The organism is Chamaesiphon sp. VAR_48_metabat_135_sub, assembly GCF_031418915.1.
Classification (GTDB): Bacteria; Cyanobacteriota; Cyanobacteriia; order Cyanobacteriales; family Chamaesiphonaceae; genus Chamaesiphon.
This window is the reverse complement of the sequence record NZ_JANOJV010000186.1, coordinates 38,975-52,453: the sequence shown is the minus strand read 5'-3', so window position 1 is coordinate 52,453 and position 13,479 is coordinate 38,975. Positions and strand designations below refer to the sequence as shown.

Below are 13,479 nucleotides of genomic sequence, written 5' to 3'. Positions count from 1 at the left end.
GTACTTACCCTTGACAAAATAGCCGCGCTGACGGAAAATCGGCTTGTAAACTTCTTGAATAACGGCTGTTTTACCAATACCAGAATAGCCAGCAACTAGCATCATTTCAGTCTTGCCAGTGCTAACCCGATCGAATGCAGTCAGTAGTGTGCTTACTTCCTCTGCTCGACCATAGAGTCGTTCTGGAATTAAAAATCTGTCGATCGTATCCCGCGAAGCCAAAGCAAATTCTTCGATCCGACTGGTTGTATTTAAGTCAATTACCCACCATCAAGCGGAGTACCGCTATGATGGGGGTTAAACTAAGCGATTCCCTCGCGAGAACCGCTCGTCTTCAGAACCGTGCGTGAGACTTTCACCTCACACGGCTCCTCTACGGTACGACCCTTTTCATGGGTACATCCACTACCATCGTTGGCAGTTTTGACATCATGGCAGTGACGGTGTAGTAATTGGAGATTTGAGTAGTAGTCTTTACCCCCTTTTGTTTTGGGGATAATATGGTCTACTTCCAATTGTTCGCCGTCTCTGAAGGTTAATCCACATTGATTGCATTTTCCTTTCTGCTTCTTCAGAAGTATTACTATTCTGGTTGGCAGTTCGGGATGTTTGCCCAGTCTGGAAGCCCAATAAGTATCGTCTCCATTAAAAGGTGAGGCAGAGCCTTTTACTTTAACGTGTCTGATGATGATGGTTTCCGTGTGGGATGTGAGCGCGGTATCGCCTTCACTGAACACCCAGTTTCTATTGCCGATGGTCTTAAAGTATTTTTTTAGTGACCATGTGGCGTTTTTATTTCGGTGACGACGCTGACACCATCTTTTTAATCGCAACCAGATTAATTGGTCGATTTTCCCATAGATTTCTTTACTTACTACTGCTGAATAATAGTTAGCCCAACCCCTGATAATTGGGTTTAATTTCATAATAAGAGCCTTTTGAGGTGCTGCATTATGTTGTGTGATGATGTCTGCTATTTTCTTGTAGTGTTCGATTATCTTTTTAGTTGATGGTTTGATAAGTGTTTTGAAACCCAGTTTAATCCCGTGAGGATTTTTGCCAGTCTGGTGAGTCCCCATTTGGTACTGTCTGATATTGAATCCGAGGAATTCAAATCCAGTTTTATTATTACCAGTAGGGTTCAGTGTGTGGCTGATTCGGGTTTTTGCTTCACTTAGCTCTAATCCCACTTCTTTTAACCAGTCTGTTATTATCTCTTTTGATTGAGAAACCACATCTTGATTTTCATGGAGTACCACAAAGTCATCTGCATATCTTACAAACGTGAGTGAATCTCGATTGCTGCTTTTGCTCCGACCTTTGATTTTTAGACTTTCTGCATATTGCTTCAATCTATTCTCCATGCCATGAAGTGCCACATTTGCTAATAGAGGACTGATTACGCCACCTTGGGGAGTTCCTTCGGTGCTTTCTTCTTTGACTCCTTTGAATACCCATCCTGCTTTTAGCCATGATTTAATTAATCTTGCCAGTGTAGGATAGGTTCCTAATTTATTAATTAGGTAGCTGTGGTCGATGCGGTCGAAACACTTTGATATATCAGCATCTAGGACATATTTGTCTTTTTGTTTGATGCTGTTATAAATAGTCGCTATCGCATCGTGGGCGGAACGACCAGGACGAAAACCGTAACTGTTAGGCTCGAATCGAGCTTCCCATTCCGGTTCAAGTGCAAATTTTACCAGTGCTTGCAAGGCACGGTCACGCATAGCTGGTATTGACAGAGGACGTTTTTCGTCTTTACCTGGCTTTGGAATATAGATTCTGCGGGCTGGCAATGGACGTTGATTAAGGTTTAGCTGTTGTGCTATTTGAGAGCGGTTATTAGGTGAGACGGATTTAACCCCATCTATTCCTGCCGTTTTCTTACCTGTATTGTCCTGAGTCACTTGTCGCGTAGCCAACAGTTTGGCGTTCCATGAGCGCGTCATCGTTTTTTGCAATTTTCGGACTTCCTTCGTGTCGCCACTTAGGGATGCTTTGTAAATCCGCTTTTGGAGCTTGAATACACTTTTTTGGATTTTCTTCCAGTTCAGTTTATTCCATTCCACAGTATTCGGTTCTACAACTGAATCTGTATTAGACATATTGACTCTACTTGGTAGCTTTACAGTTCATACAATAGTGTGTACGTCGGCGTATTCCAGACATTACTCTGGGCGTTAGCTTCTTACACAATCCTTTCCCATGACACATACGGTTAGCACCTACTCAAGATATACCTGAGAGCATACATGGGGTTAATTCGTTCCGCATACTGATTGGTTGTACCTTTAGTTGCCCTAACTTCACCGGGTTTGTTTGAGACACTGATGAGTCATACAAGCAGATGCTCATCCTTTATCCTTTGCCTTTTGGCTCCAGCGTTTAGTCTCGAAGAGACAGTTAGCCTTATTTCGCTGGTTTCCGTAGTGACGATGATTTAATAGGGTTCCTGTTCGTCAACATGGGTACTTGCTTGCCCGTAACCGCTTTAGGCTAGTAGTTAGAGGGGCTTTTATCCCCGCTTTACGGATTGATGGCTAGTCGCTACCGTAGGGGAAATGCTGCCACCTGAGTGTCCACAGGGGAGGGACTTTCACCCCCATCAATATGAAGTTGTCTAGTTTCGTTTTGTCGATGTCAACTACGTGAAACTAGCTAATCGTCCCTACTATCTGTTAATGCAGATGTATTTAGATTAAACGAATCGCACGCTTGTATCTAGACTCCACCGCAGTCCTGAAAACCTAGACAGGATCTCAGTTTTGGTTTCACTGTCTGACACATTAGGGCACACTGACAAGGTACCCGTACTAGTCCAGTCTTGCCGAACTAGCAACGCTCTCATTGCAATATTTCGCGCACCAACCAAATCAGCGTGTAACTCATGACCGCAACATTCGCAGCGGAACAACAGCCCTTTATTAGGTCTATTGGCATCTGATGTGTGTCCACATTTATGACAACTTTTCGATGTGTAATGAGCGGGAACTTTAGTTGCTAACGAACCATTTAGATTAGCCTTATAGTCGATATAGCCATGCAATTCGGCAAACGACCATTTAGCCTTGTTTCGATTAGCCCTACGCCTCTTCTTACTTGCCTTTTTGCCCGATTTGGTTCTAGTTCTATCCCGTATTCCGGTCAGGTTTTCTAGTCCGATTAGGCTGTTAGGCTTTGCAATATCCTTGCTGATTTGGTGGTTCACATCAACGATAAACCGTCTTTCTCTTCCAGACAAAGCGATTAGTCTCCGCTTTGCCTGCCGAGTGCCTTTACGCTGAAGAGTCATCCGTGCTTTATGATAGCGGTTAGCTTTATGCCTAGCGTCTTTCCCTGAGTAGAATTTAGACTTATTTTGTAAATCTGTTTCTACTGCCAGATATCTCATACCCACGTCAACACCAGAGACTCTGGTGTTGACAACCGTAAGTTCTTTCAACTGTCCAGCGTTTAGGTAGCAGGACAAAACCTTTGCTGCCATTAGGCCGCAAGACCACATCAACTGCTTGGGTCTTTTCCATGGTCGGGGAACCCGACCGGAAAGACTCCGCAATCCAGTGACAAATATCCATCACCCAGTGCAAGAAATCTGGACCAGAGAAACCACCATCAAACCAGATCCGAGTTAACCGAGGAACTCGGTGACGTTCTTCGTTCATCTTCGTGAGCAATTGTTTTGCACCCTCTCGCTCCGGAACATCTGCTGCAACTACTTTCACTATCAACAGTAATCCTAATGTATCTACCATCGTGAAGCGTTTTCGCCCCTTGGTTTTCTTTCCCGCATCATAGCCAACTGAATCACTCACCATTACTGCGGTTGGAACTGTTTGTGAATCTAGGCTAGCAACGCTAGGGCTAGGATTTCGGTCTTCTGCTACTCTCACCCATCCTACTAAATGGTCGTGAACTCGCGTCCTCGTTCCGTCTTTGCTCCATTTACTAAAGTAGTAGTAAACAGTTGACGAAGGTGGATACTCTTTTGGCATTAATCGCCAAGCGCAGCTACTCACCAAAACATATAGAATCCCCTGAATCACCAACATCATATTCACTGTGCGCGGTCTACCTGTCTTAATTTCCGGCGGCAATAGTGAAAGCAAAGCAACTCATACTGTTCTACTGTTAGTTCCGTAGTGTAGGCTGGAGTCATGGCTTCCTCGATGGCTGTCTAGATTTTGAATTTTATCCAGCCTAACAATTCTAGGAAGCTTTTTTTACTGGTCTCTATTTATACTTTCCAAACATCCTCTAAGGCATTCTGATAGCGATTCTCAGCATTTTTAGCCATCAGTTTGCCAACAATTTGCGCCAGGGCAAGCGGAATATCTATATTTACTAGATCGGCTGAAATTGGTTGTTTTGCCAAGTGGCAGTAGATCAATTCTAACGAATCTGTCGAATAGAATGGTAATCTTCCTGTCAATAATTGATAAAATGTCACTCCCAAAGAATAAAAATCACTACGATAGTCAATCCCGCGATTCATCCGTCCGGTTTGCTCTGGAGAAATATATGCTAGCGTCCCTTCTAAAATATTGGTATTTTGGATTTTTAGATCTTCCAAGATTGGTAAACTCAGCCAATCTCCATACTTACTACCACATGTATAGATATTGTGCCCAGCAAAGAATAATAAGTATCGATCTCCTAGCATTTACTCAGCAAAATCGTCAGAAAGGAGGCGACGGGGACATCAATTACGGTATCCACGATCTTTTACCGATCTAATAAAGATAACTGTTCGCTATGATCATTTCCCCCTTTCAAACCCAAATGCTTTCGCGCAGCCGCCGTTACAACTCTTCCGCGTGGAGTCCGTTGAAGATAGCCAATTTGTAATAGATAAGGCTCGTATACTTCTTCGATCGTGTGACGATCTTCGCCTGTAGATGCTGCTAAAGCTTCTAATCCCACTGGGCCACCATTAAACTGTTCTGCCATTGTTGTCAGTAACAATCGATCGACCCAATCTAATCCGAGTGGATCTACATTATAAATCTCCATTGCCGCACTCGCGATCTCACCATCGATTTGGGTATGTCCTTTTACCTGAGCGTAATCTCGCACCCGTTTTAATAACCGATTGGCAATCCGTGGCGTTCCTCTGGCTCGTCTGGCAATTTCTGCCGCACCTGCTGGAGTTACCACTGTTTTCAGAATTTCCGCCGTCCGTTGGACAATGAGAGTTAGTTCATCCACCTCATAAAATCTTAACTTCTGCACCAGTCCAAATCGATCGCGTAATGGCGATGTCAACGAACCGACCTTGGTTGTCGCGCCCACTAGGGTAAATCTCGGTAGGGGAATACTCCGAATTTTGGCTGTTGCACCCTTCCCCAACGTAATATCCAGTCGGAAGTCTTCCATCGCGGGATAGAGAATTTCTTCCGTCATCCGAGGTAGGCGATGGATCTCATCGATAAATAAAATATCTCCAGGTTGTAAGCTCATCAAAATGCCGACGATATCGCGGGGACGTTCCAGTGCTGGAGCCGCCGTAATCTTACAATTTACGCCCATTTCCGTCGCCAAAATCAGGGACATGGTAGTCTTTCCCAATCCAGGTGGGCCATATAATAGCAGATGATCGAGTGATTCTTGACGGACTTTTGCCGCTTGGATGGCAATATCGAGCACGCCCTTAAGATCTTTTTGACCGATATATTCGGTGATACTACTAGGTCTGAGGGTTTCTTCCTGGATCTTTTCTTCGGAGTTGGTGATGTCAGCTTGCAATAGCTCCGAATCAACAGCAGCTACATCAGTTAACTGTTTGGGGCTAGCTGGCTGTTTGGGTGTACTTTGCTGCCGAGTCTGTGGTGGTTGTTCGGCATCGGAGGCTGGCTGTTTAGAAGAGATAATTGCCATTTCACGTCGATTTTGGATTTACGATTTTGGATTGTCCCTATGTTGCAAAGCGGATGGTAAAACAGCCTGCTAAACTAGCAGATAACAGATAGAAGCAAACAGAGTAGGATAGTTCGCCTGCACTTCTATCCCTTCAACACTCTAACCCCGATTCTGATAATTATGACTGTAACCACTCAAAGATCGGATCGATCGACCGAAACCTACTCGATCGAAGCAGCGATCGAAACTGATCGATTACGTAAAGTATACCGCACTGGGTTTTGGCTCGATCGCAAGGTGGAATCATTAAAAGAATGTACATTGCAAGTTTACCAGGGTGAAACCTTTGGATTGTTGGGTTTAAATGGTGCGGGAAAAACTACTCTACTCAAGACACTATTAGGCATCGTCAAACCTACTGGTGGTAAAGGATTCTTGCTCGGTAAACCGTTGGGAGATCGATCGACCAAACAAAAAATTGGTTATTTACCAGAAAATCCCTACTTCTATGATTTTCTCACTGGTTGGGAATTATTAGAATACACCGCTGGATTATTTGAAATCCCTAAATCGATCCAAAAACACCGGATTCCGGCATTATTAGATTTAGTCGGTTTAGCTCGATCTGCCGCGCAGAAAAAGCAACTTCGTCAGTACTCGAAAGGGATGGTACAACGGGTTGGCATGGCGCAAGCTTTAATTAATGACCCAGAACTCGTATTTCTCGACGAACCCATGTCTGGACTCGATCCATTGGGGCGAAAACAGATGCGCGAGATCATCATCTCTCTGGGTGATGCAGGTAAAACTGTCTTCTTTAATAGTCACGTGCTGACTGAAGTAGAACAAATTTGTAATCGAGTGGGTATCTTAGCCCAAGGCGAACTCATTTGCTGTGGGACCTTAGGCGAACTACTGACAAATGACGATAAATATTACTATGTTTCTGGACGCGGTGGTAATCGAGAAGTACTCGATCGGTGGATGAAAAATATCACTTATCATGATGATGTTTGGTCTGGACAAATGCAGGGCGAACCTCAAGAATTTATGGCCACACTGCAGTTATTAGATGCCGAATTGCTCTCGCTTAGACAAGGACGTGCATCGCTAGAAGAATTCTTTATGGAACAAATGGAACTCCGAGGGATTAGATCGAGTAGCTAATTTAGTACAAGTTGCTACCGATAGAATTGTCAAGCTGGTGGGGACAGTCTCAACAACATATCAGAGATCTTGGCTCAGAGCCTTAATCTGAGCATTTTTACTTTTACTGCTAGAAACCCGACTGTTCAAAGAATTTGGGTTTCTGTCCTCACTAGCTGTCAAGGCCGAAAAACACCTAAAATTCGATCTAACTGGGATGATTAAGCTGAAAAAATACTCTAGCAGTATCACAGTCGGCTTGAATTCGATTGGTGAGCGCAGCCAGGGATGGGAATTTTTGTTCCGATCGCAGGAAGTGATGGAGGTAAACTGTTAATTGTTGACCATAGAGATTTCCTTCCCAATCGAGTAAATGAACTTCTACAGTGGTATTTACCCCGTCTACTGTCGGACGTTTTCCGATATTCATCACCCCTGGTAATTGTTTAGCTGCGGGTGTATCTACCCGCACGCAATAGACACCCTGACGCGGCAGAAACTTTTCGGGCGGATACTTGAGATTAGCAGTTGGAAAGCCGATCGATCGACCGATTTCTTGACCATTTACGACCGTACCGACGATCGAGTAATATCGTCCTAATAATTCTTGTGTCAGTATCAAATCCGCCGCCAATAACGCCGCCCGAATCCGCGAACTACTAATCCGACTATCACCATCCATTTCTAGCGGTGCAATCCTTGTCGGTATTCCAGCCGCCGCCGTCAGCGTTACTAAATCGGTAGCATTCCCCGCACGCTGATTGCCAAACCGAAAATCCTCACCCACACTAATAAATTTAGCTTGTAATTGTTGCGATAGAATTCGATCGACAAATTCCTGGGGCGATAATTTCACCAAGTCTCGATCGAATGGTAATAAAATCAGTTGTTGAATCCCCAACTGTTCTAAAATTATTTCCCGCTCTTGATGGGGCGTAAGTAATTGTCGTTGTTGTTCGGTAAAATATTGCTGGGGATGCGGATCGAACGTCACCACTGTTTTATAAACATCAGCATTATCCCATTCTAATACAGGTCGAATCACCTCCAAATGACCCCGATGAATCCCGTCAAAGTTACCCAGCGCAATCGCCGTCGGAGTCAATATATTCGCAAGCGATGAGTCAATCTGCACAATTGTTGTCTATATACCTGGTTGTGTCCATATCTTTAATTATCGATCGATTCGCTCGATTAATACCAATCCTGTTAATCAGCGACTTTAGTCGTTGGCGGTACTCGAACGAAGCGAATATCACCAACCCCTTTCCCCCACATCACTAGAAATTTACTCATCCAAATCTAAGATCTAAACATTACATCCGCCACTCTACTCACATCCACCATTTCCGCAACATCATGAACCCGCAGGATGTCTGTACCGCCCGCAATTGATGCACAGCAAGCGGCTGCTGTGCCCCACAACCGTCGTTCGGGGTTTGGTTGACTCAAAACCTTACCAATGAAGCTTTTACGCGATACACCGACTAATAGGGGCAGATCGAGGATCTGAAATTTGTCGAGCTGACGGATTAATGCGATATTCTGGTCGTAGGTTTTTGAAAACCCAATCCCTGGATCGATGATAATATCGGATCGACTGATTCCTGACTTGATGGCTCGATCGATCTGCGTCTCAAAAAAAGCGATAATCTCTCCAACCACATCCCCATACTCAGTCATCTGTTGCATCGTCATTGGCGTACCGCGCATGTGCATCATGATATAGGGTACGCCCAATTTTGCGACAGTCGCAAACATCCGACTGTCAGCTTCACCACCCGACACATCATTGACAATATCCGCACCAGCCGCAATCGCTGCTTGAGCAACGACTGATTTAGTGGTATCGATCGAGATGGGGATATCCCGAACTTCAGGATGCTGACGAATTGCGTTAATTACTGGAATCACCCGCGCCAATTCCGTCTCTATATCTACAGGTATCGCCCCTGGCTTCGTAGATTCCCCACCAATATCGATGATATCTACACCTGAGATTACCATTTTGGCAGCTCGATCGATCGCCGCATTCACCGCCTGAAATTGTCCCCCATCGCTAAAACTATCAGGCGTGACATTCAACACGCCCATAATATACGTTCGACTACCCCAGTCAAAACTTTTACCACTAATAGTTAATAATTTGCTCACTGTTTCGATTCTAATTGAGGGATAAATCTTTCTACGGTAGGTTGGGTTGAAGAATGAAAGCCAACATTTCTAAGGTGTTGACGTGTTAGTTTGGTTTCGATCCGTGCTAATTCATCGGGCGTGCCAAATTCTTGAACTTAGTCAAAGCCGGATCGAAGACTAATTTTACTACTCCAGTTGGGCCATTTCGATGCTTAGTAATAATTAATTCTGTAATATCTCGATCGGGTGTATCGGGATTATAATAAGCATCACGATAAAGCATCATAATTAAATCTGCATCCTGTTCGATCGAGTTGTGCGCGATGATATTATTAGCAATGAAATTGTGAAATTGCGGTACCGTCAGATCGTACACATCCGATTCGCCATCAGGAGCAATCGCCACAATCTTATCCCAATAAACATCGCTATTAGCTAGCTTTTCGATTTCGATCGATTTAGTAATAGTAGCTATTTTTGATGCTCGTTCACGGCTAACATTATGTTTGTACAAACTAGTCCCGCAATAATTATTCCCTAACTGTAATTGAAATTCTCTATTAGTCAATCCAGATTCCTTCATTGCAGGCACAGCATACATTCGCCAAAAATCATGAGGGATGATATCGCGATTAGTAATTGCTGTTTTGTTGCTGAGATAATCAGCAATTTGAGAAAGAGATTTTCGCTTGTACTCCCCGACAGCACCTACCAAAGTAATAAATCTTTCCATGTCATGCTTGCCACTCACAGATACATGATATTGATTTCTGCCTGTACTCGTCTGAGGAACTGTGCGTAACGTAGCATTAATTTCTAATCTCAACAGAAGAGATTGTACATTAGCGGCTAATCTATAACTACTGGATGAATAATAAATCGCAGGGTAAATATTTTGATTAGTCTCTTTACTATTCAAGTAATCTTTATTGATGTAAATACAACCATCCGTACTCCACAAATGGCGTATAAACAAACTAATCGCAGCTTGAGGCTGAGAAAAAACTCGATCTGGTACAAATTTTTCATGGGAACGTAGTCCAAAGACACTTAGACTATCTAGCCATTGAGCAATAGGATTTCTAACATTGTGCGTTAGCCGGAATCCTGCACTTAGATATACCTGATACCAATCTCGTTCCTGTTGAATTCTTGGAATAATCCGATCTCCAAATATTTCCGTTGCTAAGTTTGCTACTATTTGAGCTAAATCTGGCTCTCTAGTCGTATATTGAATACTATGGCGGGGTAAAGTGCATCCATCACCAATTAAGTGCCCTAACAAAGCGAGTTCCCCATCCTTCATCGATTGTTCTAAGTTGGGACAAAGATTTTTTCTAGGTACTGCTAGTCTGTCATCAATTGTTAATTCATCTAATCTCTTCCAACCGTGAATAGTTAGAAATTGATGATTAGCGGTTGCTCTAATTGTTCTACCTGACTGTGTTTGTAATTTCCATACTGGCTTAACTCCAGTCGCAAAAGCATGGCTGACAACTGCTCGTTCAAGTTGCATCGTTGTTTCATCTAGTGCCCATACCGCAAAATTAGATTTATCAACTAAATCGCGAATAGGAATCTGAATACCAGTGTCAGCTAGGGTAATTAAGGTATCGCCAGTTAAACAACCTGACTCTCTCAAATCTGACATCATTGGACGCTTATTATTTCTGGCTTCTACACCTCGACTTAATTGCGACAAAGCAATCAATGGTACCTGTAATTCCCGTGCTAATCCTTTTAAACCACGGGTAATTTTCGATATTTCTTGCACGCGATTATCACTGCTACCTTCCATCAATTGTAGGTAATCAATCATAATTAATCCCAACGTTCCACCATGCTCGGCTTGCAATTTTCGTGCTTGACTTCGCATCTCCATCAGCATCATACTGGCATTGTCATCGATATAAATTGGTAGCTCAGAAATTCTGTCTACTGCTTTATATACAGAGTCCCATTCATTCGGACTAATTCGCCCAGCACGTAAGCGATTGCTATCTACTCCCGCCTCGCTAGCAATCAATCTTTGTACCAATTGATCCTTGGACATTTCCAAGCTAAATACTAATACTGGGAGTTGATGGAGTTTTGCCATATTATAGGCAATATTCAAACTGATCGCAGTATTATGAACACAGATATCGTTAGCAACAAAGTTGTGAGTACCAGGAATAGTTAGATCGTATACTTGCTTTTCACCAGTATATTCGATCGAGACAATCTCATCCCAGTATACTTGACTAGTTGCTAAATCTTTGAGATCTGAATAGTTAACAGCAGTTGCTAATTGTAGCAATCTATCTCGTGTTGGTGCTCTTTTAGCAACATGAATATTAGATGTACCCGCAATACCTGTACAGGTAGCTACTGATTGCCAACTTTCATTTCCTCTCGCAATATTAAGATTTTGCCAAACTGATATCGGGATTAGATCTCGATTAGTTTGATATTTTTTAGTTAATAATACTTCTCGAACTTGTGCTATTGCCGTTTCTTTGCCAAATATCCCAATCTCTGTAATAAATGTAAAAATCGAGCGAGCATCTGTAAGATCTAATTGCCAAGCATCATGTCGCTCTTGTTTATACTTGACGCATCTATATCTGAGTTGAGTTATAATCCCAAATCTTAATAATAGATGTTGAACTTGGCGTGCTAATTTCTCACTAACAGAAGTAAATCCTAGCTGTGCTTGTCCACTGGTAAGTACCGAAGCCCAACCATCTGTAGCAAATAAACGATTGATAAATAATGCTACTAACGATTTTTTAAGTGTAAAGATAAAATCGGGTACAAATTTATGATGCGCTGTCTGCTCTGCTAAACCAATCGATCTGAGCCAACACAGCAAACTATTATCAGAACTAATATCTAGATCTGGTTCGACTAATTCAGTGGGATCTATTTTCAGTTGTTCGCATAATCGGTTTAACATTTCTGGCGTAGGAGCAGAAATTCCTGTTTGCCATTGATAAAGTAAAGATGGACTAACTCCAATTTCCTGAGCAAGTTGTCTGTCTGAAATTTTGCTCCTAATTTCTAAAAGCTGTTTTAGTCTTACTCCAAATTGTTGTCGATTGATTTGAGATTGTTCTAAATTGGCTGTAACGAATAAACTTGCCGCACGAGTTCCATTTGATGTTTCTACTCGAACTTTAAGATCGCCAAATTCTATCGCAGCAGCCGTAAAGTCTGCTTGGATAAGTGGATTAATATTAGTAAAAATAACTCTGCTTTGAGTCAAACAGCCATCACCAATCAGATAGCCTAATAGTTTAACCTCACACTCTCGAATTAATTCTTTGCCAAATACAGGGATTATTCTAGGAATAGCTATTTTATCCCCTACTTGTAATGCTGATAATGGTTGCCAACCGTCTAATGTTAAATAAGGATGGGTAATTGTGGTTTCGATCGATCTACCCAACCTCGTCGTAACTTTGAACACTGGTTTAACACCATCATCAACATATGCAGATGGTTTAGTCAGACTAAATTGCCAGTTATTATTGAGAGTTAAAATCTCTGCTTGTTGCTGATGATATAATTGTTCGATGGTCGAGATCGATCCATCAGCTAGCACGATTTGGGAATCATAAGCCAGACATTTCCCCATTGACGGACGACCAGCTATAATAATTAGATCCGATCGTTGAAATCCGCCTGTCATTCCATCTAAATCGCTAAAATCGCTTGTCAATCCAGGTGGGATAAGTTGATCGTGACGATCTTGAATATCTTGATAGGTGGTCTTAATAATTTCTTTAATCGGAGTTAACCCTTGCTTGGGTCTAGCCTGGGTCAAATTCAGAATTTGTTGTTCCGACTCATCCAGAACAATTTCCAGGGGTCGATCGGCTGCGTAGCCCAATTGAGTGACTTCTGTACCTGCTTTAATTAGTTCGCGCCGGATATATTTATCCATCACAAGTACAGCGAGGGAATCGATATTTACAGCACTAACCGTTCTTTCTAATAATTGAATTAATTTCGCCTGTCCGCCAATTTTATCGAGTTGATTTTGGTCGATCAACCAGTCGGTAATAGTTAGTAAATCTGTTGGCTTACCTTGAGCATTTAGAGCTAAGGCTGCTTTATAAATATCTGTATGAGTGGGAATATAAAAGGCTTCTGGAACTAGTTTTTCGGCTACCCGTCCGATCGCCTCTGGATCTAGTAAGATACCCCCTAGAATGGCTTCCTCAACCTCAATATTCTGGGGAGGAATCAGACTTGTCGATCGAAAGCTAGGTGTATCTGACATGTAATATCTGTAGGGGCGGGTTTATACTATTGACTCGAACGAAGCTAAAGATTTAATTTAAACCCGCCCAT

7 protein-coding genes and 3 pseudogenes are annotated in these 13,479 nt (G+C 42.7%); 1 reads left to right on the top strand and 9 read right to left on the bottom strand.

The features are described 5' to 3' along the window. The 6 genes and pseudogenes from RMO55_RS13765 to ruvB all read right to left on the bottom strand — a co-directional run. Positions 1-246 (bottom strand): annotated as a pseudogene (locus tag RMO55_RS13765) (AAA family ATPase); the annotation flags it as partial. A 56-nt stretch (positions 247-302) separates the two neighbouring features. After that, entirely contained in the window at positions 303-2,108 is a 1,806-nt protein-coding gene (gene ltrA, locus RMO55_RS13760; protein ID WP_310427356.1) for a group II intron reverse transcriptase/maturase, read from the bottom strand. 593 nt (positions 2,109-2,701) lie between these two features. After that, positions 2,702-3,421: pseudogene (locus RMO55_RS13755) on the bottom strand (RNA-guided endonuclease InsQ/TnpB family protein); the annotation flags it as partial. Continuing rightward, positions 3,402-4,097: an IS5 family transposase gene (locus RMO55_RS13750; RefSeq protein WP_396134307.1), complete on the bottom strand. Its 696-nt coding sequence runs from the start codon at positions 4,095-4,097 to the stop codon at positions 3,402-3,404. The pseudogene RMO55_RS13755 and the gene RMO55_RS13750, both read right to left, overlap by 20 nt. 161 nt (positions 4,098-4,258) lie before the next feature. After that, positions 4,259-4,570 (bottom strand): annotated as a pseudogene (locus RMO55_RS13745) (serine/threonine protein kinase); the annotation flags it as partial. A 155-nt stretch (positions 4,571-4,725) separates the two neighbouring features. After that, positions 4,726-5,877, bottom strand: a complete 1,152-nt coding sequence (gene ruvB / locus RMO55_RS13740) for a Holliday junction branch migration DNA helicase RuvB (protein ID WP_310427351.1) — start codon at positions 5,875-5,877, stop codon at positions 4,726-4,728. A gap of 162 nt (positions 5,878-6,039) precedes the next feature. On the opposite strand from ruvB, the gene RMO55_RS13735 reads away from it, so the two are divergent. Next, positions 6,040-7,026 carry an ABC transporter ATP-binding protein gene (locus RMO55_RS13735; protein ID WP_310427350.1) on the top strand — a complete coding sequence of 329 codons (987 nt, stop codon included), beginning with the start codon at positions 6,040-6,042 and terminating at the stop codon, positions 7,024-7,026. A gap of 187 nt (positions 7,027-7,213) precedes the next feature. Here RMO55_RS13735 and RMO55_RS13730 read toward each other — a convergent pair whose 3' ends face one another. The 3 genes from RMO55_RS13730 to RMO55_RS13720 form a co-directional block, all read right to left on the bottom strand. Next, on the bottom strand, positions 7,214-8,140 hold the full coding sequence (locus tag RMO55_RS13730) for a bifunctional riboflavin kinase/FAD synthetase (RefSeq protein ID WP_310427349.1): 927 nt from the start codon (positions 8,138-8,140) through the stop codon (positions 7,214-7,216). Between the two features lie 167 nt (positions 8,141-8,307). After that, positions 8,308-9,159, bottom strand: a complete 852-nt coding sequence (gene folP / locus RMO55_RS13725; protein ID WP_310427347.1) for a dihydropteroate synthase — start codon at positions 9,157-9,159, stop codon at positions 8,308-8,310. A 106-nt stretch (positions 9,160-9,265) separates the two neighbouring features. After that, positions 9,266-13,408 carry a replicative DNA helicase gene (locus RMO55_RS13720; RefSeq protein ID WP_310427346.1) on the bottom strand — a complete coding sequence of 1,381 codons (4,143 nt, stop codon included), beginning with the start codon at positions 13,406-13,408 and terminating at the stop codon, positions 9,266-9,268. Between the last annotated feature and the right edge of the window lie 71 nt (positions 13,409-13,479).